Source organism: Streptomyces sp. BB1-1-1, assembly GCF_031597775.1.
Classification (GTDB): Bacteria; Actinomycetota; Actinomycetes; order Streptomycetales; family Streptomycetaceae; genus Streptomyces; species Streptomyces thinghirensis.
Map to the genome: position 1 here is coordinate 360,661 of NZ_CP134203.1, position 21,398 is coordinate 382,058.

Annotated in this window: 23 protein-coding genes and 2 pseudogenes; 7 read left to right on the plus strand and 18 right to left on the minus strand. The window is 68.9% G+C overall.

Annotated elements, in window-relative coordinates:
• Positions 1–23 precede the first annotated feature (23 nt).
• Both RI578_RS01560 and RI578_RS01565 read right to left on the minus strand, forming a co-directional pair.
• The gene (locus RI578_RS01560; protein WP_310869308.1) at positions 24–677 is read right to left on the minus strand and encodes a ScbR family autoregulator-binding transcription factor; all 654 of its coding nucleotides are present in this window, start codon (positions 675–677) and stop codon (positions 24–26) included.
• A 59-nt stretch (positions 678–736) separates the two neighbouring features.
• On the minus strand, positions 737–1,216 hold the full coding sequence (locus RI578_RS01565) for a hypothetical protein (protein WP_310869309.1): 480 nt from the start codon (positions 1,214–1,216) through the stop codon (positions 737–739).
• A 264-nt stretch (positions 1,217–1,480) separates the two neighbouring features.
• Between RI578_RS01565 and RI578_RS42655 the strand changes: the two genes are divergently transcribed.
• Together RI578_RS42655 and RI578_RS01575 are read left to right on the plus strand one after the other, a co-directional pair.
• Positions 1,481–1,663 (plus strand): hypothetical protein, encoded by a 183-nt coding sequence (locus tag RI578_RS42655; RefSeq protein WP_399059251.1) that lies wholly within the window; start codon positions 1,481–1,483, stop codon positions 1,661–1,663.
• A 485-nt stretch (positions 1,664–2,148) separates the two neighbouring features.
• Complete coding sequence (locus RI578_RS01575) at positions 2,149–2,616, plus strand: hypothetical protein (RefSeq protein ID WP_310869310.1); 468 nt, start codon at positions 2,149–2,151, stop codon at positions 2,614–2,616.
• 166 nt (positions 2,617–2,782) lie between these two features.
• On the opposite strand, the gene tpg is transcribed toward RI578_RS01575, so the two are convergent.
• The 5 genes from tpg to RI578_RS01600 all read right to left on the minus strand — a co-directional run bounded on the left by tpg (position 2,783) and on the right by RI578_RS01600 (position 7,781).
• Entirely contained in the window at positions 2,783–3,340 is a 558-nt protein-coding gene (tpg, locus tag RI578_RS01580) for a telomere-protecting terminal protein Tpg (RefSeq protein WP_310869311.1), read from the minus strand.
• A gap of 12 nt (positions 3,341–3,352) precedes the next feature.
• Complete coding sequence (gene tap, locus RI578_RS01585; protein WP_310869312.1) at positions 3,353–5,593, minus strand: telomere-associated protein Tap; 2,241 nt, start codon at positions 5,591–5,593, stop codon at positions 3,353–3,355.
• Between the two features lie 147 nt (positions 5,594–5,740).
• Positions 5,741–6,154, minus strand: coding sequence for a DUF4190 domain-containing protein (locus tag RI578_RS01590; protein WP_310869313.1), 414 nt, complete (start codon positions 6,152–6,154; stop codon positions 5,741–5,743).
• 146 nt (positions 6,155–6,300) lie between these two features.
• Complete coding sequence (locus tag RI578_RS01595) at positions 6,301–6,834, minus strand: GNAT family N-acetyltransferase (RefSeq protein WP_310869314.1); 534 nt, start codon at positions 6,832–6,834, stop codon at positions 6,301–6,303.
• A gap of 167 nt (positions 6,835–7,001) precedes the next feature.
• Positions 7,002–7,781: a GNAT family N-acetyltransferase gene (locus tag RI578_RS01600; protein ID WP_310869315.1), complete on the minus strand. Its 780-nt coding sequence runs from the start codon at positions 7,779–7,781 to the stop codon at positions 7,002–7,004.
• Positions 7,782–8,475: 694 nt separating this feature from the next.
• Here RI578_RS01600 and RI578_RS01605 point away from each other — a divergent pair.
• Entirely contained in the window at positions 8,476–9,234 is a 759-nt protein-coding gene (locus RI578_RS01605; RefSeq protein ID WP_310869316.1) for an IclR family transcriptional regulator, read from the plus strand.
• A gap of 84 nt (positions 9,235–9,318) precedes the next feature.
• A complete protein-coding gene (locus RI578_RS01610) occupies positions 9,319–9,723 on the plus strand; it encodes an STAS domain-containing protein (protein WP_310869317.1) in 405 nt (134 codons plus the stop codon).
• 175 nt (positions 9,724–9,898) lie between these two features.
• On the opposite strand, the pseudogene RI578_RS01615 reads toward RI578_RS01610, so the two are convergent.
• The 8 genes and pseudogenes from RI578_RS01615 to RI578_RS01650 all read right to left on the minus strand — a co-directional run.
• Positions 9,899–9,991: pseudogene (locus RI578_RS01615) on the minus strand (hemerythrin domain-containing protein); the annotation flags it as partial.
• A 75-nt stretch (positions 9,992–10,066) separates the two neighbouring features.
• The gene (locus tag RI578_RS01620) at positions 10,067–10,441 is read right to left on the minus strand and encodes an ATP-binding protein (protein ID WP_310869318.1); all 375 of its coding nucleotides are present in this window, start codon (positions 10,439–10,441) and stop codon (positions 10,067–10,069) included.
• 255 nt (positions 10,442–10,696) lie between these two features.
• Positions 10,697–10,855 (minus strand): annotated as a pseudogene (locus RI578_RS42660) (RNA polymerase sigma factor SigF); the annotation flags it as partial.
• 60 nt (positions 10,856–10,915) lie between these two features.
• The gene (locus RI578_RS01630) at positions 10,916–11,257 is read right to left on the minus strand and encodes an STAS domain-containing protein (RefSeq protein WP_310869319.1); all 342 of its coding nucleotides are present in this window, start codon (positions 11,255–11,257) and stop codon (positions 10,916–10,918) included.
• Positions 11,254–12,573 carry a SpoIIE family protein phosphatase gene (locus RI578_RS01635; protein WP_310869320.1) on the minus strand — a complete coding sequence of 440 codons (1,320 nt, stop codon included), beginning with the start codon at positions 12,571–12,573 and terminating at the stop codon, positions 11,254–11,256. Before RI578_RS01635 ends, RI578_RS01630 begins: the two co-directional genes overlap by 4 nt.
• Positions 12,573–13,376, minus strand: coding sequence for an alpha/beta hydrolase (locus tag RI578_RS01640; RefSeq protein ID WP_310869321.1), 804 nt, complete (start codon positions 13,374–13,376; stop codon positions 12,573–12,575). Before RI578_RS01640 ends, RI578_RS01635 begins: the two co-directional genes overlap by 1 nt.
• 250 nt (positions 13,377–13,626) lie before the next feature.
• Positions 13,627–14,505: a hypothetical protein gene (locus tag RI578_RS01645; RefSeq protein ID WP_310869322.1), complete on the minus strand. Its 879-nt coding sequence runs from the start codon at positions 14,503–14,505 to the stop codon at positions 13,627–13,629.
• A gap of 193 nt (positions 14,506–14,698) precedes the next feature.
• Complete coding sequence (locus RI578_RS01650) at positions 14,699–15,610, minus strand: XRE family transcriptional regulator (RefSeq protein WP_310869323.1); 912 nt, start codon at positions 15,608–15,610, stop codon at positions 14,699–14,701.
• 393 nt (positions 15,611–16,003) lie between these two features.
• Here RI578_RS01650 and RI578_RS42665 point away from each other — a divergent pair, with 393 nt between their 5' ends.
• Complete coding sequence (locus tag RI578_RS42665; protein WP_399059258.1) at positions 16,004–16,135, plus strand: hypothetical protein; 132 nt, start codon at positions 16,004–16,006, stop codon at positions 16,133–16,135.
• On the opposite strand, the gene RI578_RS01660 is transcribed toward RI578_RS42665, so the two are convergent.
• Positions 16,110–16,676: a pyridoxamine 5'-phosphate oxidase family protein gene (locus tag RI578_RS01660; protein ID WP_310869324.1), complete on the minus strand. Its 567-nt coding sequence runs from the start codon at positions 16,674–16,676 to the stop codon at positions 16,110–16,112. The genes RI578_RS42665 and RI578_RS01660 overlap by 26 nt on opposite strands.
• A 125-nt stretch (positions 16,677–16,801) precedes the next feature.
• Complete coding sequence (locus RI578_RS01665; RefSeq protein ID WP_310869325.1) at positions 16,802–17,149, minus strand: VOC family protein; 348 nt, start codon at positions 17,147–17,149, stop codon at positions 16,802–16,804.
• Between the two features lie 327 nt (positions 17,150–17,476).
• Here RI578_RS01665 and RI578_RS01670 point away from each other — a divergent pair, with 327 nt between their 5' ends.
• Positions 17,477–19,171: an RICIN domain-containing protein gene (locus RI578_RS01670; protein WP_310869326.1), complete on the plus strand. Its 1,695-nt coding sequence runs from the start codon at positions 17,477–17,479 to the stop codon at positions 19,169–19,171.
• Positions 19,172–19,334: 163 nt separating this feature from the next.
• On the opposite strand, the gene RI578_RS01675 is transcribed toward RI578_RS01670, so the two are convergent.
• Positions 19,335–19,862: a hypothetical protein gene (locus tag RI578_RS01675; protein WP_310869327.1), complete on the minus strand. Its 528-nt coding sequence runs from the start codon at positions 19,860–19,862 to the stop codon at positions 19,335–19,337.
• A gap of 494 nt (positions 19,863–20,356) precedes the next feature.
• On the opposite strand from RI578_RS01675, the gene RI578_RS01680 reads away from it, so the two are divergent.
• Positions 20,357–21,397, plus strand: a complete 1,041-nt coding sequence (locus RI578_RS01680; RefSeq protein ID WP_310869328.1) for a substrate-binding domain-containing protein — start codon at positions 20,357–20,359, stop codon at positions 21,395–21,397.
• The last annotated feature ends 1 nt before the right edge of the window (position 21,398 follow it).

Sequence of the window (21,398 nt, forward strand, 5' to 3'; positions counted from 1 at the left end):
CCGTTGAACAAGCGATGCGATTCTCAGCACCGTTCCTCGAGCGATGGGGCATGTGCGAGCGGAGCCGCGGTTCTCACCGTCCGCCCCGTGCCTTCAACCCTAAGTACAGGGAGCACCAGTTCCCACAGATTGCTCAACCACTTCTCGGTCTCCGTGCGCGACACCCGCGTCCAGGTCAGCGTCTCCACCCCGGACACGGCCGCCGTCACCATGGTGCGCGCCGACGCGTCGGCCACGGACCTACCGAGCTCTCCGTTGCGGCGTGCGTGGTCCAGCAGCTTCCACAGCCGACTGAGCCAGAGCGGATAGAAGTCGAGGGGTGCGGGGCGGCCGTTCACCCGCTCACGGGTGATGCGCACGCTCGCCATGACGAACGCGTCGTCACGAAGGAGCCGATTGAGGGCGTGCGTCAGGTCCACCACGACTTGAAGGAAGATCGGCTCCCCCTCGCACAGCTCCTCCACCATCGTCTCGAGCACGTCCTGAGCTCGGGCCAGGACGGCGTCTGCGAGCTCGTCCTTCGTCGAGAAGTGAAAGAAGAGGGCGCCCTTGGTCACGCCGGCCGATCGGCTCACGTCCGCCAGTGACGCCTTGACGAACCCCTGAGAAGCGAACTGATCGGCGGCCGCCATCACGAGTCGCTCCATCGTGCGTTCCGACCGCTCCTGTCTCGCCATCGTCGTCAGCCTCGCTAAAGAAATACGGTCGGATGGTTTTTAGAGGTTCCGGATGAGTCTCAGGCGACTCTGGAGACGATCCCGGCCGAAGAAGCAGGAAGCGACAAGCCGCGGACCGCCAGGCGCCGCACAGGAAGCAGATAAGCGGCGTCGGCCAGGTCCGCGAGCACCTGCGTGACCCCGCCTCGCCGCAGACTCGCGGCGACCCCTTGGAGCTCCCGCCACGATCCTCCCCTCGCCCCACCCACGAAGACCGGTCTGGCGACCGCGCCTGCGGCCACCAGCTCCCGCAGGCCCGCCAACTGACGTACGACGACTCTGGCACTGTCGCCGCAGATCAGCAGCAGGGCTTCCGCATCCTGGCGGCACGACAGCTCCGCTGCCGCCTGGTCCAGGGTGACGCCGGTGCCGAGATTCGCCGCGCGGACGCCCCGACAGTTCAGACGCATGGACACCAGGAAGCTGTCGGCCGGGGACACCAACTCGCCGATCGCGCCGACGACGACCGTTCGCGCACCAGGACCGTGTTCGAGCTCCATCACCGTCTCCCCCTCCAGCAGTCACAGAGCGAACGGCTGCCGCCTGCCCTCTCGTCCCATCCGACACCTCACTCTAAAAACCGGTCGAATGGTATGTCAAGCAAAGTCGGTCGAACGGCTTGTTTTGACGGTCGGAGGGGGCGAGAAGGAGATGCTTCGCCCTGCCCCGGACTCACCGCAAGGTGCCCGCGGGAAGATGGTCTTCGTGGATCTGAACGTCGAGGAAGGTGCAGGTGCCCTCCGGAACGTGACAGTCACCCGGGAATGCTTGCTGAAGTGGAGCCCGACGAGGCGATCCTCTCGATCAACCAAGTCCTGGAGGGCGCCCCCTCTTCCACGGACACCGCAGGCCTCGCAGCCCGCATCACGACGGGGCAGCCGGAGTCGACCGTAGTGCTCGGACTGACCGCGTCACGGGCGGCCGCTCAGGTGAGCCTTATTGCCTGAAGAGCAGCATGCATGCTGCGACTTGAGCAGCTGGCACGCCCGGCCCGGCTGTACCGGGCACCGGCTGGACCTCACGCTGATCGACGAGAACCCCCAGCTGGACGTCTGCGGCGTTCCGGCACGACAACTGACACCGCTCGTGGGCCGAGAGACGTACCTCGTCTATCACCCGGTGTGGGCCGAGATCTGGCTGCGCACCGGGGTGTGGTCGGTCCGCCGTGTGGTCGCTCTGCCACGGGAAGAGCTACTCAAAGAGTCGACTTCATCATGCGTGATCCCGACGGTCCTTCTCGCCCGGGGCCCGGATCCTCCGGTCGCGGATTCGCCTGATCCCTTTGCCCATGCTCACCGGCGGCGCCAGTGGCCCGTCGCACCGCAGTTGTCTGTTGACCTTGCCCCTAGCTCCCACCGCTCACCGATGGGAACGAAGGACCGACAGCAGGGCGTTGCGCTAGCTTCTCCTCACCATCACATCAGGAGGGCGTATGTCGGATGAAGCGTTAGTCGCGCTGTTCGGTGTTCTGGTGACGCTGGTGCTCACGTCTGGCTCCATCTTCTATCTGGCCCAGCAGACGAAAGCTGCGGTGGAGCAGGCGAAGACAGCCCACCAACAGGCCGCCGTCGCGGCCAATGAAACGGTGCTGGGCGCACTTCGCGAGATACACCTGCTGATGATCGAGCGGCCTGCGCTCCGGCCCTATTTCTACGGCGGCAAATCGTGCCCGGAGAACGATCCACTATGTGCGGAGGTGGTTACGGTAGGCGAACTGCTGGCGGACGTCATGAACCAGGGAATCGTCACCCACGAAACCAACCCTCAGAGCACCAGCGCCGCCCCATGGGACGACTACTGCCGAACTACGCTGGCATCCAGCCCCGTCCTGCGTGAGTTGATCGCAGTCCACCCCAAGTGGTGGCCTGACCTCGTTATCCGCTGCCCAACGCAACCTTGACGCGCACGGCCCGCCCCATCGACGCACGCGGCGACGAGACCGGATCCTGGCGCCGTGAAGTTTTGACCCACACGTCGGAGATCTTGGTGACAACTAGCCTGCCTTGGTGACAACTGCCCTGCTTCGGCTCAGGACGACAGCGGTCGGGCTGCTCGGGGTGCGTCCGCTACAGGTCGAACTCGATGTGCTCGATGTCGGTGAAGCGCACCTCTTCCAGGGAGCCGGCGCGGCGGCCGCCGTCCTGGAAGTAGGTCTCCTTGAGTGCTTCGGCGGCGATCTGCTGCAGTTGCCGGTCGCCGGCGCCCTGCTGTTGTGCGTCGAAGAGGCGGGCGGCGTACTGCGGCGGCAGCGCGACGGTCAGGTGCCGGATCCGGTCCTCGTCGGTCGATCCGATCGGCGCCTTGTAACCGATCCGGGCGCGGGTGTCGATGACGATGCCGTCGGTCGTCGCCGCCTTCTCCTTGGCCTTCGCCCGGATCTGTGGCTGCCACCGGGCCTTCACCTCGCGCTCCAGGCGCGCGGCGAGGTCGGGCCGCGGTGTCCTGATCTGGCCTTTCACGTACCGCTCGACGGTGCGCTGGGAGACGCGCAGCATCTGGGCGACGGCCCTCGTGCCCTTGAGCTGCTTGACCAGGTACCGCATCTGCGCGCCCGCGGTCTTGGGTGCCGGACGGGTGAAGGCCTTCTGTACCGCGGCCTCCAGGCCGTCCCCGAACAGGGTCATCGTCGCCCGCTCCTACTCTCCGTTGTCGACGTCGGTGACGGTGCCGTCCTTGATGTACCGGGCGAGGTTGAGCTCCGGGGCATCGAACCGGTCGCGTACTTCCTCGCCCCACAGGACGCTCTGGGTGCCCTCGTGCTTGACCAGCCCGGGGTTGACGCCGAGCTTGAAGCCACCCGGCAGCGGCTTGCCGTCCCGGTAGGGAAGGACGTCCAGCGGTGACTCGCCGTCGGCCGCGTACACGACGCAGTCGGAGAGGACCGCGACCGGGTACTGGCCGGTGAAGGCCGCGTGCTTGACGATCTTGCGGTGCAGGTTGGTCCTCGTGCGGGAGATGACCGCCGCGCGGATGTCCGGCCGCCACGTCGGACGGGACAGGGCCCGCCACGGCTGGCCCGGCCGCCAGCCCTCCCCGCGCGGGCGCTCGCGCAGTTTGCCCAGGCCGCCCTTCACCGTCGCCTTCACCGCGGACACGACGATCGCCAGCTCGGGATCACGGGTGCGGTAGTCGTCCATCGCCGTGAGGAAGTCCTCCGGTGGCAGGTCGGCGTCGACGCCGAGGTCGGCCATCGTGGCGAGATAGGCGTCACGCAGCCGCTGGTACCAGGTGTCGAGATAGCGGCCGTTCTCGTAGCGGACGTACGCCTCGACGGGGCGCACCGCGTAGCCCAGCTCCACCGCGTAGGCGACGGTCGGCGTCGCGTACCAGGCCGGGCCCTCGGGCTGCTCGCCCTTCGGGGTGAACGGGCTGGGTAGCAGACTGGCGTCCAGGTCCGCCCACTTGTCCTTGCCGGTCTTCACGCGGGACAGGTCGACGTGGGAAAGGTCCACCAGCCAGGAGCCGGGCAGCTTCGGGTCGAACACCGGCGCCTTGACGTGCGTGGGCGCCGAGAGGCCGACGACCAGGCCGTTGGCGCCGGCGGCGAAGGCCATGTTCACGTCGATGCCGACGAGGTTGCGGCGCATGCATTCGTCGTCGGTGAGCGGCCGCGCCCAGTCATACGCCTCCTCGAACAGCTTCTCGCCGGGGCCGCGCACGTGGAACCGTGGCAGATCCGCCAGGAGCGGGTGCCCGTCCGGGGCCTCGCACGGCGCGCAGTCCACCGGTTCCTTGCCCAACGAGCCGGGATTGTGCTCGGAGTGCCGGTTGCCGTCGGCGTCGGGCTCGGAGGCGCGGGTCGGCGGGTGCAGCGCGGTCATCAGCTCCAGGCCGGTCACGGCCGTGGAACCGCGCGGTGTCATCACCCGCGACGCGTACACCCCCAGCACGCGGGCGAGTTCCGCCGGTGGCAGCTGCCCGGCGCTTCCCCAGTGACGGACGTCCAGGGCATTCCACGACGGGACGCACAACTGCACGCAGGCCCGCTCCGAGCCGGTGGCGGGTCGGTAGATCCGCGCCCACGGACCGAACCCGCGCTTCGTCAGCTTCCAGTCGGCGCGGGCCAGCTGCCCGATGACCTTGTGGCCCTCCGGGATCCGGCCGAGGAGCCGCTCCTCGTCCGAGAGGGTGGTGGGGAGGCCGTATCGTTCCAGCGCGGCCTCGGTGAGTACCAGCAGTGGATCGGCGTCCTTGCCCGGCCCCGACAACTTCGGCTGCCCCAGCTTCGCCTCGCGCAGTGTCCAGTCCACCAGGGCCGGGAGCGACTTGGCGGGCACGTCCAGGACGAGGCCGCCGGGGCAGTACGCCGACACCTGCCCGTCCTCGACGTCGATGACCGCCAAAGGCCCGTTCTCGAACCGCGGGTCGGTGCCACCCTCCGGGGCCGCCTTCTTCGCACCCGGACGACGCGACTTCGACGCCGGCCCGGTGGTACGCGTCGGTCGCGGCGCGGTCGCCGGGGCACCGAGGGGAGTGCGGCCAGGGCCGACCCGGGGGTTCCCGGCAGCCGTCGAGGCCTCACCCTCGGGCGCCGGCACCGGGGACGGAGTTCGGGCGTCCGCGGGGGCGGGATCGCCGGTGGGCACGGCAGGAGCGGGGACCGTGCCGGCCGGTTCTTCCTTCGCGCCGGGCGCGGGGTAGAGCTCTCCGAGCTGCTTGAGCAGTCGCGCGTACGCCTCACGCTCCGGGCCTCGCGGCTCGGTCGGCTTCTTGACCGACTCCCAGCCCGACACGGTCGCCCTGCGCACTTTCAGCGCGGCGGCCACTTGATCCAGCGTCAGGCCGTGCGCGGTACGCAGCCGCTTACGCTCCTCCGCGGGTGGCAGCGGAGCACGGGACGCGACCAGCGCGTCGACCGCGTCGAACAAGTCGGACATGGAGCACCTCCTGACCGACACCCTACCCGGCGTAGCGTACGAACGGCGTACCTACACCGTAATTTCAGCGTACGTGTCGATACGGGCTCAGTGGCAGCAGCTCTGCGAGCTGCCCGGTGAGCTGGGCGTCGTACACGGCCGGACAGCTCAGTTGTTGACGTCCTGGTTGAAGTCTTCGGCACACGCGTCTCGTTCGCTCTGCGTGTCGGCGTGCTGGACGCAGTCATCGAAGTCCTTGAACTCGTCCGAGTTGAGGATCGATGCACCGATCGCGATGATCACGGCGGAAGCGATCACTCCCAGCACACCGAGCACCGCGCCGACGACGGACATCTTGCCGTGTGGTGCTCTTCCGCCTCGTGCCTTGCGAGCTCCGACGATGCCGAGTATCAGGGCCAGGAGTCCGAGCACCACACCGCCGACGACGGTCCAGAAGAGAAGGACAGCCAGAATGCCGAGAACCAGTGCGGCTATGGCCAGCCCGTTACTCCGCTTGATGCCGGTGTCGTGATGCGTCTGTGAGGTTCCGTTCGGTGTTGCGGGATGTTCCGGGAAGGACACGTCGTCACGCTCATCTCTCGTCTGGTTCCGGGGAGTTGCCGTAACTGCCAAGTGCCCCGGAGCGGACGACGGATGTCTTCTTCTCATCCGGATGCTCAAGGAGTTCGGCATCCCGACGCTCGTAAGTCAGTAGTTCGGTCCGAGTGCTACTCCTGGTACTGCGTCAGGTCGATGCCGAACATCCCAACGTCGTAGCCGTGGACCGGGTGCTGTGCCGTCCCTTCCGCCTGCATGCCGAGCTTGTCGAGTACGTTCATGGAAGCCCGGTCGCCCGTCCGGCAGACGGCGACCACACGGTCGAGGTGACGATCCTGCACGGCGAATTCCAGTGTTGCCTGCGCTGCTTCGGAGGCGTATCCCTGGCCCCAGAACACCCGCCCGAGCCGCCAGCTGATCATCACCTGACCAGCGACCTCGGTCGGAGCGTCGGCGACGGAGAGGCCAACGGCGCCCACCACCTCGCCAGAGCCCAGGAGCTCGACCGCGAACATCCCGAACCCTTCCTCGTCCCATTCCTCCTCCCACGCCTCAATGTCCTCGGCCGTCTGCTCCAGGGAGCGCGGCCGACCGTCGCCGATGCTCTGCATCACCGCCGGATCAGCGTGAATCTCGGACAGGGGGACAAGGTCATCGTCCAGCCAGCGACGCAGGACAAGACGAGGAGTTCGGATCTCGGTCATGATCCCATCTTCCCGCCGCGGGGTCGGGAAGGCGAACCGCGGAGCCGCACCCTGGGCGGCGTTCGCGTCCTCGGTGAAGGAGTGGACGTCGGGAGTGAGCGGGGCAGTCGCCAGAGGCTCACGGCTGACTGACCGGCGTAATGTGGCCGACACGGGATTCAATCGTTTCAAGAAGGCGGTACCTCCGGCTCGAAGAGGTACGGCCGGGTGAAGGTGACCACCTCGAAGCCGCGCTTGCGCAGGATCGGTTCGGAGGTGGGCAGCGCATCGGTGACCAGCAGCGCGCAGCCGCGCTCCCTGGCCTGCCGCAGCCGGGAGCCGACCACTGCGGTGAAGAAGCCCTGCCGCCGGTGGGTCGTCTTGGTCCGGGCGCCCGCCAGCTCGGCGAACGGGCTGCCGGCCTGGAAGTGGACCCGTCCGCAGGAGACCGGCTCACCCTGGGCATAGGCGATGTGCACGCTCATCACGTCAGGCTGCTCTTCGAGCAGCCGAGCCAGCTGCCGACGCTCCTCGTCCGCGTTACGCCGGCCGATCTGGCGGGAGATCTCGGCGTAGTCGTCGAGCTCGGCGGCATCGGTCACCTGCCGTACGTCGTAGCCCGAGGTGTCGAAGAGGGCCGATGACGCCTCGGCGACCGGGAGCACCAGCACCTGCTCCTCCTCGTCGGGCTGGAAGCCCGCTGCTTCGAGCGCGGCAGCCGAACCCCGCTGCCTGTCGTGGCCGTAGACCTTCCACTCCAGGGTGTAGCCGCTGGTCCGAGCGAGTTCCCGCTCTCCGCGGACGATTTCGCCGACCTCGCCGTCCGCCAGGTCGGCGAAGACGATCCGGCACTCCGAGCCATCCGCCGAGTGCTCACGCACCAGGTCGGCGTAGCCGGCGGCGACACCGCTCGCGCGCCGCAGGGCGTCGAGTTCCGCCAGAACCTCGGCTTTGCCTGCTTCGTTCATGTCGGTCCTTCCTCGTCAGACGCCGTCGAACGCCCAGGCCGGGCCCTTGCTCAGGGCAGTGTGCATGACGTCGTCGCTGGCGTGGCGCAGTGCCTCGACCGGCCATCGACCGCGAGTCCGCGCAGCATCTCGCCGGGCTCCTCGACGAGGTACGCGAACGCGACCCCTGTTCGCGTTCCATGGTTTCGACATCCTTCACTATCAGGGCCGCGTTTCACTCCTTCCGGTCGGGCTGTTCGGTCGCTGCTCCATCTCTCCAGTTCATGTGCGAGGAGGAGGCGGAACACCTCTGGCACCTCCACGTGAACTGGAGGTAACTCGCCGCCTCTCCTGCTGACTGATCGCTTCGGCATGAGGACACCGCGTCACCCGTGAGCGCGCGGCCCGGGCCGCGCGCTTGCCGCGTCGGCTGCGAAAATCGCTGGGACACGTCACAGTCGCCGGGCCACCGGTGCCTGCTGTGCAACGACGAGTGCCTGGCCGCACGAGCCCGCCACCGTCGACTACCACGCCACCGAGGACGCCTCCTGGCGCCTCATGCTCTCCGCCGACGGCGCACGGCCCGCCCGCCTCCCCGAACGCAGCTCCTTTCCGCTGGATCTTTGTCGCCGGCTTCGCGCTGCGAACGAAGGCCGCTGCATCGGGCGTCTTGTCTGACTTGCCCGGACGTGTACTCGCGAAGCAAGGTAGAGGCATGGGTGGCAAGGACGGACCCACGCTCATCTCGTCGGTGCAGCGAGCATTCCGGTTGATGGAGGCCGTGGGCGCGCACGAGAGCGGCGCGCCGGCCAAGCAGCTGGCGCGCGAGACCGGGCTGGCCCTGGCCACGACCTACCACCTGCTGCGCACGATGGTGCACGACGGCTACGTGCGCAAACTCGACGACGGCACGTTCGTCCTCGGGGAGAAGCTGGGCGCGCTGCACGGAGGAAGCCGCGATCAGGCGGCGCTCAGCAGGATCCGTCCCACGCTCACGGAGCTGCGGGATGGTCTGTCGGCGGCGGCCTACCTGACCTTCTACGAGGAGGGCGAAATCCGGGTCGCGGAGATCGTGGACGGTCCGAAGGCTCCCCGCGTCGATCTGTGGGTCGGCTTCGAGGACGCCGGGCATGCCACGGCGCTCGGGAAGTGCGTTCTGCGCGAGCTGGACGGTGAGGCCCGCGCCGACTACCTCTCTCGCCACACGTTGAACGATCTCACTCCTCGCACCATCACCCACCGTGCCGAACTGCTGCGGCGCCTCGACGCCGCCTTCCACGGCCCCGCCGTCACCGATGTCGAGGAGTACGCCCTTGGCACCGCGTGCATCGCCGTGCCCGTCCGCCAGGGGGACACCATCGGTGCGCTCGGTATCTCCTTGCGCGCCGACCGCACCGCCGGTCTCGAAAGCGCGGTGACGACGCTGGTCACGACCGCGGAGCGGGTATCCCGGAGACTCTCGCTCACCATCTGAAAACCAGGTCCTTGCGCCGTTCCAGCCGCAGCCCGTTCTATGGATGAAACGGTCTAAATCGGTCAGCGTGCAAGGGAGCAGAGCGTGTGTGATCAGGGCGTCGCGGGACCGCACGGGGTGGTCGGTTGCCACGTGATGAACGGCTGGACGGTCGTCGAGGCGAACGGCGAGATCGACGTCGCCTTCTCTCCCCTCGTGCGAGAGGCAGTGGTCCGGCTCCTGGCCGAGGGCCAACGGCACTTCGTTCTGGATCTGTGCGGCGCCCCGTTCCTGGACTCCACGGGGCTCGGCATGATCGTCGCCGTCACCAAGCGCATCCAGGCCCGTCACGGGTCGCTGCGGATCGCCTGCGCCGACAAGCGGCTCCTGCGCGTCTTCACGCTCGGCGGCCTGCGCCCCGTGTACTCGTTCCACGACTCCGCCGAGCAGGCCACCGCGCAACCTCCCAGCTCGGAGGGTCTTGCCGACTGGCCCCACAGGCGACGCTGATGGAGCGCTGCGACATGGCTGCGTACTCGGCGAGGGCGCGACAAGCGATGTGGTCTTTGCCGAGTTGCCGGGCGAGTGACTGCTACTCCGCCGTTGCCGCAGTGGCGGAAGCGGAAAGGCGGAGGTTCGATCCTGCCACGCTGGCGATCGGCCGCGCTTTTCGGAAGGGCGACCGAAGGGCATGCGCAATGAGGAGGTTCGCGAACTCGTCGAGAGCGGCGGCGCGGTCGGCTTCGATATCGCGCATCGTACGGAACAGGCCTTCCATACGGCGGTGATCCGTCAGAGACGTGCTGTTTCGGTATCAAGTGGTGGCCGTTTCGTCTCCAGTGGGCCGCATGTGTCAGGCGGCGGTTCCGGTCGTGCTCGGTGGGCGAAAGCAGGCGGTGACCGACTTGCCGTAGGGGCAGGGGCGGGCTTCCCAGCCGTCGGCCAGTGCGTCGATCAGGAGCATGCCCCGCCCGCCGAGACGGTCACGGCTGGGTGCGCGTGGTGTGGGCGGGACGGCGTCGTCGTCGTGCACGGTGACGTGCAGGCATCGGCCGTCCCAGGTCATCACGAGCCTGGCGGTGGAGTGGGCGTGGACGTGGGCGTTGGTGACCAGTTCTGACACGGTCAGCAGCACATCGTCCACCGTCTGCGGGTAGCTCTGAGTCCAGCCGAGGGTCTCCAGGTGCGCGCGTGCCCAGTCGCGGGCCAACTTCGGACTGGCGCCCATGGGCAGCGAGCGTGCCCAGCCCACTGCCCGCATCGACGATTCGTCCACTGTGCCCCCTACCCGCTGCAAACCCGGCCATGTGCTGTCGCGTGTACCCGCTGCGTTGCTGTTGACGCGGCGGGCCCAGCTCAGACTGATGGTTCAAGTCCCCGTAGACGTAGACAACTTCCGCGTCGCCGTGTCGGGGCGCGTGCCGCCGATCTCCGCAGAACGGCAGCGGGGCAGGGGCCGGGTTCCGTTCGTGGCGAGCATGCCTTCCCGCAGGCGGGTCAGGAGGCGGTGGAAGTCATCGACCAGGGCGAGCGCTGCGTCTTCGGTCCCGATGAAGTCGGCCAGGGCCGATTCGCCGTCCTCGCTGCCGTTGATCGCTGCGTCCAGAGAAGAGGAGTCGTAGCCGTTGGACGCCAACCCGGCCCACCGCCGACGCAGGGCGGGTCGGCCTGCGTCGGGTGCCAGAACCGCCAGGGCAGTGGATCAGGTGGTGGTGGTTGCCGTATCGGTGTCGGCGAAGAAGGGGAAGACCTGGTCGAGGCCGACGATGCGCAGGATGCGCAAGGTGTTGTCGGGGACTGCGGCCAGGGCGAGCTCGGCCTCGGCGGCGGTGGCGCGGTTGTGGGCGGCGATCAAGGCGGTGATGCCGCTGGAGTCGCAGAAATCCAGACGTCCCAGATCAAGGACCAGGCGCTGGCCCGGTCGCAGGATGAGGGCGCTGACGTGTTCGCGCAGTTGATGTGCGGTGGCGTATTCGAGATCGCCGATGACTTCGAGGACGGGTCCTGTGGTGGCGTCTCGGGTAGTGATATGCAGCGGGTTCATCTCAGGTGATTCGTTGCCGGGCGGAGTACGGACGGGTGGGAAGGGACGCCGAGAGCAAGGAGCGCGGTGTCGTCGTCGACGCCCTCGCTCAGACTGTCCAGCAAGCCTGTCAGCGCTTCCATCATCTTCTTCGGCGGGGCGCCGGCATGCTGGGCGACGAAGGCGCGCAGCGCCTCCTCCCCGTACAGGCTGGTGCGGTCGGGTCCGGTGCGGGCTTCGGTGAGTCCGTCGGTGTACAGCAGCAGGGTGTCCCCGCGGCCGAGGACGGTGGTGGCCGGGGTGAAACGGGCGTGAGACAAAGCGCCGACGAGGAAACCGCCGGGGGTGGGGAGGAAATCGGCTGTGCCGTCGGCGCGGGCGATGAGAGCGGACGGGTGGCCGCCGGAGGCCAGGCGCACACGGGTCTGACCTCTGCCGGGATCGGGTTCGAGGACACCGAAGATGGCGGTGCAGTAGCGGGGATCGCCACCGGAGTAGCGCTCGTACAGCACGGTGTTCAAGGTGGCGAGCGCGGTGGCGGGGTCGGCGTCGTGCAGGGCGGCGGTGCGCAGGGTGTACCGGGTCAGGGAGGTGACGGCGGCGGCTTGGGGGCCCTTGCCGCACACGTCGCCGAGGAAGAACGCCCAACGTTCGCCGTCAAGGGGGAACAGGTCGTAGAAGTCGCCGCCGAGCTGGTCCGGGGATGCGGTGTGGTAGTACACGGCCGTCTCGACACCGGGCACTGTCGGCAGTGAAGCGGGCAGCAGCGACTGCTGGAGCACCGCGAGGGCCTCCTGCAGCCGGGCGCGGTCGGCTTCCGCCTGCTTGCGGGCCTCTTCGGCCTGGCGGCGGGCCTCTTCGGCTTCCTGCTTACGGCGCAGCAGTTCCTGCTCGTAGGAGCGCCGGTCGGAGGCGTCGAAGACGGTGGTGCGGATGAGCAGCGGCTCATTCTCACTGCTGTGTTTGACGACCGAGGACACCAGGACCGGCAACCGGCCACCACCGGCGGTCTTGATCTCCAGGGCGATGCCGCTGATCTCGCCCTTCATCTGCAAGAGCGGCGCGAAGTGCGTCTCGTGGTAGAGCTTGCCTCCGACGGTGAGCAGGTCGGCGAACCGCATGCGGCCCACCACGGCCTCGCGTTCCAGACCGAGCCAGCCCAGCAACGTGGCGTTGATCTTGGCGATGGTGCCGTCCATCAGCGACGACAGGTACCCGCAGGGCGCCGACTCGTAGAGCTCCTCGGCGCTGTCCTCCAGCAGCGCGGAAAACGCCGCATCCGTGGATGCCTCGTCTCCCGCCTCGGCAGGTTCCGGGTCCTCGCCGGTGCGGCACATCACTGCGAGGGCTCCAGAAAGTGCAGGATCGCGGCACTGGTGGCCTGCGGCGCGGACAGCTGCGGGCAGTGCCCCGTGGCCGGCAGCGTCACCAACGTGGAACCCGCGATCCGGGCATGCACGTAGGCACCGACCTCGCGGGGCGCGATGGCGTCGTTGGAGCACTCGAGGATCAGGGTCCGAACGGACACGGACGCCAGATCGTCTCGGGAGTCCGTGAGGAACGTGGTGCGGGCGAAGACGCGGGCGATGTCGGGGTCGGTGGCGCAGAAACTGTTCGCCAGCTCCTCCCCCAGTTCCGGCCGCTCCGGATTCCCCATGATCACCGGAGCCATCGCCGCGGACCAGCCCAGGTAGTTGGACTCCAGCGACGCCAACAGCTCGTCGATGTCCTCCGCGCTGAAACCGCCCCGGTAGCCGTCGGAATCGATGTAGCAGGGAGAGGGCGCCACCATCACCAACGACCCGATCCGCTCCGGCGCCGCCCGCGCAGCCAGCATGCCGATCATCGCACTGACCGAATGCCCCACGAACGTCACCTGCCGCAGGTCCAGCTCCTCGCAGATGTCGACCACGTCCTGGGCATAGCCCGCGAGAGTCGAATACCGCTCCTCGCTCCACGCCGACAGGTCGGACTTGCCCGAACCGACGTAGTCGAACAGCACGACCCGGTAGCGATCGGCCAGGGCCGGCACGGTCAGACGCCACATGTTCTGGTCGCATCCGAATCCGTGCGCCAGCACCACCACCGGGCCATCCGCACGGCCGGTCACTACGACATTGTTCCTGTGGCGTACATCCATACCGCCCATCCTGCCACCACCGCCAACGGCACCGACAGCCTCGTCACGATCACATCACACAAGAACTCGCAGCCACGCAGAAGAGAAACGCCGGCGTCGGCATTACAGAGCCGACGCCGGCTGCACGCGTGCATCGCCCCGGTCTGCTCCCTCCCCCCGCGACGGGCATGACCAGCGTTCAAGCGACTCCCGTCCCGAGCAACCAGGATCGCGGCGAGAGGATCCTGCGCCACTCGCCAAGTAGTGCCAGTCAGCTCTGCTGCTGGCCGCCCTGAAGCGCCTCGTCGGTCATGTCGGCAACCTGGTCGGCCGGCGGGGCCTCGGCGTTGACCTCGGTGCCGAAGTCCGAGAAGTCCATCACCGTGCTCATCTTGAGCTGCCGGGGGGACGCGCTGTTGTCCGGCTTGGCGGAGGCGGAGGCCGGGGCCTTGACGGTCATGTCGATCTGCTGGCGGCGCAGTCGGCCCTCGTCGTCGAGCCAGACCTGCATCGGCAGCGTCGGGCCGAGCTGCTTGCTCATCTGCTCGCCGCCCGGCAGCTTCGAGACGTCCACGGAGACCTTGTAGTGCGTGGTGCTGGCTCCGTCGATCTTCTCGGTGCCGACCTTGGTGACGTCCTTGTCGGTGATCGCCTTGGCGTAGGCGGCGGTCTGGGCCGGGTCGCCGATCTGCTGGTTGCTCATGCCCTGCTGCGCGGCGACCTTCTTCAGGTCGATCTTGATCCAGGGCTTGCCGCCCGGAGCCTTCTGGCCGGGAACCTTCTGGTACAGGACCTGGTCGACCACCCGCTGCTCGATGCTCTTGTCCTGCGCCGTGATGGTCATGACGCTGTCGCCCTCGGCCAGGTCGATGACACCCTTGCCGTCGGAAGTGATCGTCTTGCCCTCCGCGGCAAGCTTCATCTTGATCGTCATCCGTGCCGACTCTGCTTCAGCCGTCTTGTCATAGGCCGCACGCACCGCCGACGTGCCCTGCTCCTGACCGCTGCCGCCGCCGCTGTTGCTCGCGCTCGCCGACGCACCGCCCCCTTGGGTCTTCGGCTCACTGTCGTCCCCGCACCCCGCAAGAACAACGCTCCCCATGACCGCGGCGACCGCGATCGCGCCGACCTTCATCCCCCTGCTGCGCATACAGATCCCCATCTCCTCAACGACTACCGGCCCGTCATTCAGTGAGGCCGGCCTGCAGACTCGGCTGCCCTCACTGGACACGAACACGCCTATTGCGGCGAGGATTTGAGACCTTGAGCCAAGCAGACAACATGGGAGGGCGGTGTCGAGCTCCGGGCGGTCGCCGCCTACCGCTCGCTGCACAACCGACCGCTCAGCCCGCCCGAACGACGAAGTACTGGTCGGGAGTGTCCGCGCAGGGTTCCTGAAGGGCCTCGGCTCCCTCTGCGGTGGTGCGGTCGGCGGTGCCGACGCACTGGCCGCTCTGCGGTTGCCGGAACCGGAAGCCGGTGGAGCCGGCTGGGGCGGGTTCCAGACGGAACAGGGTCGCCCGGGTGCAGTCGTCGCGCGGCTCGATCATGCCCTTGACGGGTCCACCACCCATGACGGTCAGGCAGCCCTTGCCCTCCTGGGGGTGGTGCCACTGGATGCGGTACAGGCCCTCACCGGCCGGTTCGAGGTAGGTGCGCGGTACGGGAGCCAGGGCGCAGGGGACTTGCACAGCCACCGCGCTGTCGTAGGCGCCGTCGCGGTCCCGTCCGTCCGTGAGGCACAGGTCGGTCTCGTGGGCGGGGCGGATGGTGACCCACCCGTCGATGGGGGCAGGCAGGTCGTTGGCCGCCACCGCCGGCTCGCCCCGCCCGCCGGAGTCACCGGAACCGGCGGGCAGGAGGGTCCAGAGTCCCACGGCGAGCAGGACAGCCACGAGCACGGACGCGAGCGCGATCAGGGGCCTGCGGTCCTGTCGCCGTCGCGGGGGCGCGGATTCCCCGTCCGCCGCAGCCGCCCGCGCGGTCGCGGATGGGGATGCGGAGGTGGAGGTGGCGGCGGGTGGGCGCGGCTCTGGCTTCGCTTCGGCGATTCGCTCCCTGGCGTCCAGCCAGTCGCCGACCCGATGCCCGTCCCCGCAGGCCCGTACGAACACGGCCAGGACGTCCGGCCGCGGCAGGCCGGGGCGCCTGAGAACGTCGGCCAGCGTGCTGCGCGCGAGCACCTCGCCGTTGCGGGCTGCCTGCTCCTCCAGTTCGCGGTACGTCAGCCCCGACAGCTGCTTGAGCTGCTTCATCGACTCGACGAAACCGGCGGCATCCCGTGCCGCGTGCGGAGACAGCTCACCCAGGCGCGGGCCGCGACGCCGTCGGTACCCGTGGGCGGCGTGCGAACGCGCCGAGCGTCCACAGTCCTTGAGCCGCGGGGCTCCGGGGCGCGATCTCCCCCTCACCACGTCCTTTCGCCCCGCGACCGTCACCGAGGCTGGCGTCATCGGAGAACACGAGCAACAACTACGGGTTGTCCCGGACAGCGCTGGGCTGTCCGGGCAGGTCAGAGCACCACCGTGCCCGTGTCCGGGACAACGAGGGGGGCGGCCGCCCACTCCTCCGACCGGACTCGTCGTGCCCCGGCAGTCCGCCAACGTCGTCCTGCGCGGCCTCAAGGAGGCCGACCTGATTACCCGGCCGTGTCCGCCGAACACGGCCGCGTCCTGCCCGTGCACCTCACCCCGGCCGGACAGGAACGACTGCACGCCGCCCGCGGCGCCGTCTACGCCATCGAGGTACGCATGATCAACGACTGCTGTCGAGGTCAGTGAAGGTGTAGCGGGTGTGGCTGAACACCTGGCCGTCGTGCCCGAAGCCGTACGCCGTGCCGGGTGCCACCGCGAACAGCAGGTCGTTGCCCTTGCGGATGCTGTCGCCGAAGCCGTAGAAGGTACCCTCCGGCGAGACGATGTGATCCCCGTACTGCGCCTCGAACGCGGCAATGACCTCGTCCTGCCGTGCCGGGTCCGTCACCCGCTCCGCCGTGCCCTCGACCACGATGTCGAGGCCTTCGGTGAGTGAATTGTGCCCTGTGGTGAGGACGCAGTTGGCGTTGCCTGCCAGGTTCTTCGCCTTCTGCTCCCCCGGCCCGGTGCTGAAGTGCAGCGCCCCGTCGTGCCAGGCGGCGATCAGTGGCGTGACGTGCAGTCGGCCGTCCGGCCGGACGGTGGTGATCCAGAAGACCTCGGCGGCCCGCAGCCGGCGCTGGGCCTCGGCCCAGTCGGTGGCGGTGACGCTTTCCGCGCCGGGGCGCGGGTTGAGCGCGGCGCTGTAGCGGGCGTCGAGTTCGGTCGTGGGCTGCTTCGGCGTCATGCCAGAGCTCCTTTTCCTCTTCCTGTGTTCAAGGCTACGTAGCCCGGCCCGGCGGCGCTCAGGGCGGACAGGCGCCGGCGGTGGCAGCGCCTGGCGGTGGAACAGGGCGGGGGGGGCCTGCCCGGTCAGACCACCGGGTTCTCCAACAAGGTGATCCGATTGCCGTCGGGGTCGTCGAGCGCAGCGAAGCGGGTTCGCTCCCCGCCGGTCTGTACCGGCCCCGCTGTCAGACCGCGCTCCACGAGTCCGGCCAGAGCCGCGTCCAGATCGGGCACCTCCAGGTTCAGCAGGCTCGAGCCGGCCCGCTCGGGGGCCTCGAAGACCTGAAGCCAGCCGCCCGAGGTGAGGTGCCAATCGGCCAACGACGGCATGGGACGAGTGTCCGCCGGACGGCTCAGCAGCCGTTCGTACCAAGCCACCGCTTCGTCGACGTCCCCGACCGGCGCGACCATCAGCACGCGCGCGACGTCCATGGAATCCACCCGCTTCCTACTCCCGTCATGGATCGAGACGCTTTCAGTTTCTGCTTTCTGTTTTCGGCTTTCTCCTTACAGACAGCCGAAGACACCGAAACTCATCGCACACGTCCTCACATTCCTCATGACCCGACAGCCGCTGCGCCCCAGGCGCGCTCGACCACCGTCCGGTGCTCCAGCGGGACCCGGCCTCCCTCCAGTCGCCGCCGGTCATCGTGTCGTGCTCGACGAGCGGTTTACATCGATGTACTCCCACCCCATTTACATCGATGTACTGCCGCTCTAGCCTGGCGCGGATTCGTTCCCGCAGGAAGGAAGACCGTGATGTTCCTCCGCCTGTCACACTCCCTCAGACGTCGAGGGGGCTCACGCGCACGAGTCGTACTTCTTCTGGCCCTGACCGGCCTGTTGACCCTGGGGCTCACCGTGCCGGCAGCTGCGAGCGCTCCACCGGCCACCGCCGCGAACTCCGACAACCTCTCCCCCGCGGCCACGGGCACACCGTTGCGCGACGGTACGGGGCTGTACCCGCGTGCCATCCGGCTCGCACACAGCGGTACGGCGAACGGACGCGTCCTTGCCAGTGTCGTCACCTTCGACGGCGACAACGGCGTCGGCGCCATTCACGAGAGCACCGATTCCGGGGCGTCCTTCCGCGAGGTGGGCAGGGTGTCCGATCCCGAGTCCGCCGCGGGCCAAGGGCTCTGCTGCGCCACGCTGTTCGAGCTGCCGCGGCAAGTGGGTTCGATGCCGGCCGGCACCCTGCTCTGGGCCTCCTCCGCCGGCCAGGACGAACAGGACCGGCGGATGGCGCTGCGGGTCTGGCGCAGCGACGACGTGGGACGCACCTGGTCCTACCTGTCCTCGTGCGCCGTCGCGAACGGCACGGGCGGCCTGTGGGAACCGGAGTTCTCGGTGGCCGAGGACGGCGCGCTGGTCTGCCACTACGCCGATGAGACGGACCCCGGACACAGCCAGAAACTCGTCGCGGCGCGCAGCTACGACGGAGTGCACTGGGAGGGACACCGCAACACCGTGGCGAGTGGCTGGTCGGCCGACCGTCCCGGTATGCCGGTGGTGCGGAAGCTGCCGAACGGCACGTACTTCATGAGCTACGAGATCTGCAACCCCGGCGGCCAGTACCAATGCGTGGTGCACTTCCGGACCTCCGCCGACGGCTGGGACTGGGGGGATCCCGCGTCGCTCGGGTTCCGCCCGGAGACCGTCGACGGCAAGTACTTCCGCGCCGCACCGACCATCGCCTGGGCGCCGGCCCCGGACGGCGCTCCGAACGGACGGCTGCTGCTGATCGGGCAACGGCTACTCAACCGCGACGGCACTCCGGCGGCGGACAGCGGCCGGACGATCCTCGTCAACACGGAGAACGGCAGCGGCCCGTGGTACGAGATCGAGTCACCGGTGGCGGTGCCGAACCCGGAAGTGAACTACTGCCAGAACTACAGCTCGCCGCTGCTTCCGTCGGCCGACGGCCGCCGGGTCCTCCAGATCGCCACCGACTTCGACGGCACGACGTGCCGGGCCTACTACGGGACCGGCGGCCTCACCGGCAGCAAAGACGCGGCCGGAATCGTCGACGGCGCGCTCTACCGACTGGTGAACGCCAACAGCGGGCACTGCCTCGACGTTGCCGGCGACTCCCGCTCCGCCGGCGGGAACGTCCAGCAGTGGACCTGCAACGGCATGAGCCCGCAGGACTGGAGACTGCGCGCCCGTGACGGCGGCCACTTCACGCTGACCGGCCGCAACAGCGGTCACTGCCTGGACGTGGAGAACGGCTCAGCGGTGCCGGGTACGAACGTCCGGCAGTGGTACTGCAACGGCTCCTCCGCGCAGGACTGGAGGCTGGAGAACGTGGGCCGGGGTTACTACCGGCTGATCGCCCGCTCCAGCGGCCAGTGCCTGGACGTGGCGGAGGGCTCGCGGGAACCTGGCGGCAACGTCCAGCAGTGGACGTGCAATGGTCTGCAGCCTCAGATCTGGAGACTGCAACGGGCCTGACCCGAGCCGTCCGGCCGCATGTGGCCGAGCCCGAGGAGCGCCTCCCCGGTCAGAGCCGGGGAGGCGCTTCCCTGTCCGCGCTCCTGTACCCCGCCGCCGCGGCGCTCGGTGCCGCCACCGACCCGATGCCCTCCTGGCTCGGGCCCACAGCATGATCGGCCCTTCACTCCCGCTTCCGTTCTCCTTCGACGTAGGGGCGCAGATTCCGGATGATCTCGGCCTCGTCCATGGCCGCGCGGACGTGGGTCGGGCGGGGCCCGTCGGGGTCGTAGGAGAGCACGGCTGGGCAGGTGGTGGCCCCGTCGACCTTGAAGCTGGTGATCAGTTCGGAGGTCTTCGCTTCGAGCAGCAGGTAGGTGGCGCGGGCTTGCATCAGCCATACCTGGTCATGGCCGCGGTAGTCGCATTGAGTGTCCGTGAGACCGGTTTCTTCCACGTACTCGCAAAGGATCAACTGAGCGGTGTGCGGCTTGTTGTCGGGCGGGGACCAGCGAGCGGGGAGGCTCTTGTGGTCCAGGTGAAAGCGGAGTTCCACTGTGTGCGGACCCGTCCCGGCGTAGGGCTTCGCGTCCTCGGTGTAGACCGTGGGGTACACGCCCTTCTTGGATGCGGCGGACGCAGGGCATGGGTTGGAGGGGTGGACGGGAGAGGTGGGCTCGAACGCCGTACCGTCCACGATCAGAACGACCATGGTCAGGGCAGGGACAATGATCAAGGGGGCGAGAACTGCCGGTCGTATTCTGAACATTGTCTGCCCTTTCCGCAGCTCTCCGACGACATGAGCCACCCGCCCCGCCGGCGCCGCTCTTTCGGCGTGAGGCCTCGTCAATCGCGAACCGCGTCACGACTTCCGGTGGCAGGCCGGGGTGCGCGAGTGCGCGCGGTGAAAGCGTACGGGGTGGCGCCATCGGCCGGCCGCTTCGCGGGCGACTGGATGACAGGGGCCTTGGCCATGTCGGCCGCAGTCCACCTCGATCAGGACTCCCCGGCAGGCCGTCCGCGTCCTCGAAAGCAGCCGTCTGGGAGGCTCCGCACGCTCCCGGTCCGGGCTGCCCGGTCAGCGGCGGAGGACTGCGGCGTCGGGCGGCTCGGGAGTCCTGTCCCCGGCCGGTGCGCGCCTGTGGGGTCCGGTCGGGGAAGATGGTCGAGTCCACTCTTTCCCGCCAGCGAGGAGAGTCCGCGCGGATGGCCGCTTCCGCTCCCGGTCCGAAACAGCCGACGATCGCCGACGTAGCTCGCGTCGCCGGGGTGTCACGAACGACCGTGTCCCACGCCCTCAACGGACTCGGCAAGGTCGACCCCCGGACCCGGGAACGCGTCAGGCAGGCCGCGACAGAGCTCGGGTACCGGCCCAATCTCCGGGCGCAGCGACTGCGCCGCGGACAGGCGAAGGCGATCGCGCTCGCGTCCTCGATGCCGTTCGCCGTGGCGGGCGGACCGTCCCGGCTCGGGTTCTACATGGAGGTGGCGGCCGCGGCCGCGGAGAGTGCCCTGTCGCACGGCTTCGCCCTCGTGCTCGTTCCGCCCGTGCAGTCGGGGTCGGCGCTGTACTCCGTGGACATCGACGGGGCCATCGTGGTCGAACCGGACGCGGCGGACGCGGCGGCGGCGCAGTTGCGCGAGCGCGGCCTGCCGTACGTGGCGCTCGGCAGGCCGATGTCGCCCGACGAGGACGTCCCGTACGTGGACCTGCGCGGCGGGCGGGTGGCGGAGCTGCTGCTGCGGCACCTGCACGAGCAGGGCGCGACTCGACCGGCGCTGATCGTGGGCTCCGGTTCGCGGCACTCGTCCGTCGACGCGCTCGCCGCCTATGAGCGCATGGCGCGGGAGCACGGCTGGACGCCGGTCGTGGCACGGGTCGCCGAGTCGGGTGGTGAGCAGGCGGGTTACGAGGCCTGCGCCGCGCTGCTCGCCGGGCATCCGGGCATCGACGCGGTGTGCGCGCTGGTCGACGCCTTCGCCGTGGGCGCGGTCCGGGCGATCCGCGACAGCGGGCGTTCCGTACCGGACGACGTCATGGTCGTCACCCGCTACGACGGCCTGCGCGCCCGCACCTGCGAACCGCCCCTGACCGCGGTCGACCTGCATCTGGAGCGGGCGGCGTCCGACGCGGTGGAGTTGCTGCTGGGGCGGCTGCGCGGGGACACCGCCACGCCGTCGGTGGCGGTGTCCCCGGAGCCGCGGGTGGTCGCCCGGGCCTCGTCGGTACGAGCTCCGCGGGCCTGAC